This window comes from Halorubrum sp. SP3 (assembly GCF_005435195.1).
Classification (GTDB): domain Archaea; phylum Halobacteriota; class Halobacteria; order Halobacteriales; family Haloferacaceae; genus Halorubrum; species Halorubrum sodomense.
This window is the reverse complement of sequence record NZ_SGTU01000176.1, coordinates 1-781: the sequence shown is the minus strand read 5'-3', so window position 1 is coordinate 781 and position 781 is coordinate 1. Positions and strand designations below refer to the sequence as shown.

The 781-nt window shown below is 59.7% G+C and carries 1 protein-coding gene; it reads right to left on the bottom strand.

What is annotated here, in order from left to right:
• Nucleotides 1–781: hypothetical protein (locus EXE42_RS18830; protein WP_158293752.1), on the bottom strand; the 781-nt coding region annotated here is incomplete at both ends.

Sequence of the window (781 nt, the reverse complement as noted above, 5' to 3'; positions counted from 1 at the left end):
GTCGACAGCGTCGAGGATGTGTCGCTTCAGCGGCGTGAGTTGGTGTGTCGTAGACAAAAGCGACTCCAGACACATCATCACGTTCCACACGTCTTGCGGGGTCGCCACGTACTGCTCTATCGTCTCTGTCTCCGTGGAGTCCTCGTCTACGTACACCTCCGTCTCACGGGTGCGACGAGTGTGGTGGTTCGCGATCGCAGACGCCTTGATGAGATTGGAGATAATCCCGTACACGCGGTTCGTGTGGTCTTCGTCAATCGAGAAGACGGGTTCGACGCAGTACCACACCCACCTCGGGATGTAGGCTGCTGCGGCGCCGCTGCGAGCCGCGACGTACTCCTCACCATCCTCGTCTTCCTCGTAGGTGGTTTCCGTTGGGAGATCCGAGAGGTGGGTACGAAGGGCCGCCTTCACCTCGTGCGCGTCGTAGATGTACTCGTCGTCGTACTTGCTGGAGTCGATCTCCTCGTGACCAAACTCCTTGCGACCGATTGCCCGACGGGTGGTGCGGTCGTTTGAGAAGTACAGAATCAACGCTCTGTCTTCCAGCTCGTCGTTGATTCCACCCTTCTTGGAGGAGGGAGCGTACAACACCACCCACGGGTTCTGTTCAGCGGACACCTCGACGGGTTCGTACCCACCCACCGCGTCGGGGTTCTCAACGTTGCGGTCCTTCGCGTACCCACCGTCTTCGGGGTTCGAGGACTTCAGCACCTCCACGATAGCCGAGTCGATCTTGTCGTACTCGTCCAGCGGCGCGACGAGTGACAAGTCCCACTCG